The sequence below is a fragment of the Streptomyces sp. a15 genome, from assembly GCF_059026085.1.
In genome coordinates this window covers 1-202 of record NZ_JBWLKM010000337.1, presented here as the reverse complement: position 1 = coordinate 202, position 202 = coordinate 1, and the positions used below count along the sequence as shown (strand labels likewise).

Annotated in this window: 1 protein-coding gene; it reads right to left on the bottom strand. The window is 63.9% G+C overall.

The window, feature by feature from the left end; translation table 11 throughout:
* On the bottom strand, positions 1 to 202 hold a 202-nt coding region (locus AC5P09_RS52360), incomplete at both ends, for an alpha-amylase family glycosyl hydrolase (protein ID WP_493880680.1).

The following is a 202-nucleotide window of genomic DNA, read 5'->3' as shown; positions in this document are numbered from 1 at the left end:
ACCGGGTCGAAGGTCCAGTTGGACGCCTCGGTGTCGACGAAGATGATCCGGGCGTCCTGGTACTGCTTGTCGTCGTCGGCCCACATGTAGTAGTCGCCGTACGGCCCGTCCGGGTCCTTCCTGGACTCCTGGAACCACGGGTGCTGGTCGCTGGTGTGGTTCATGACGAAGTCGATGATCACGCGCATGCCGCGCTGGTGGG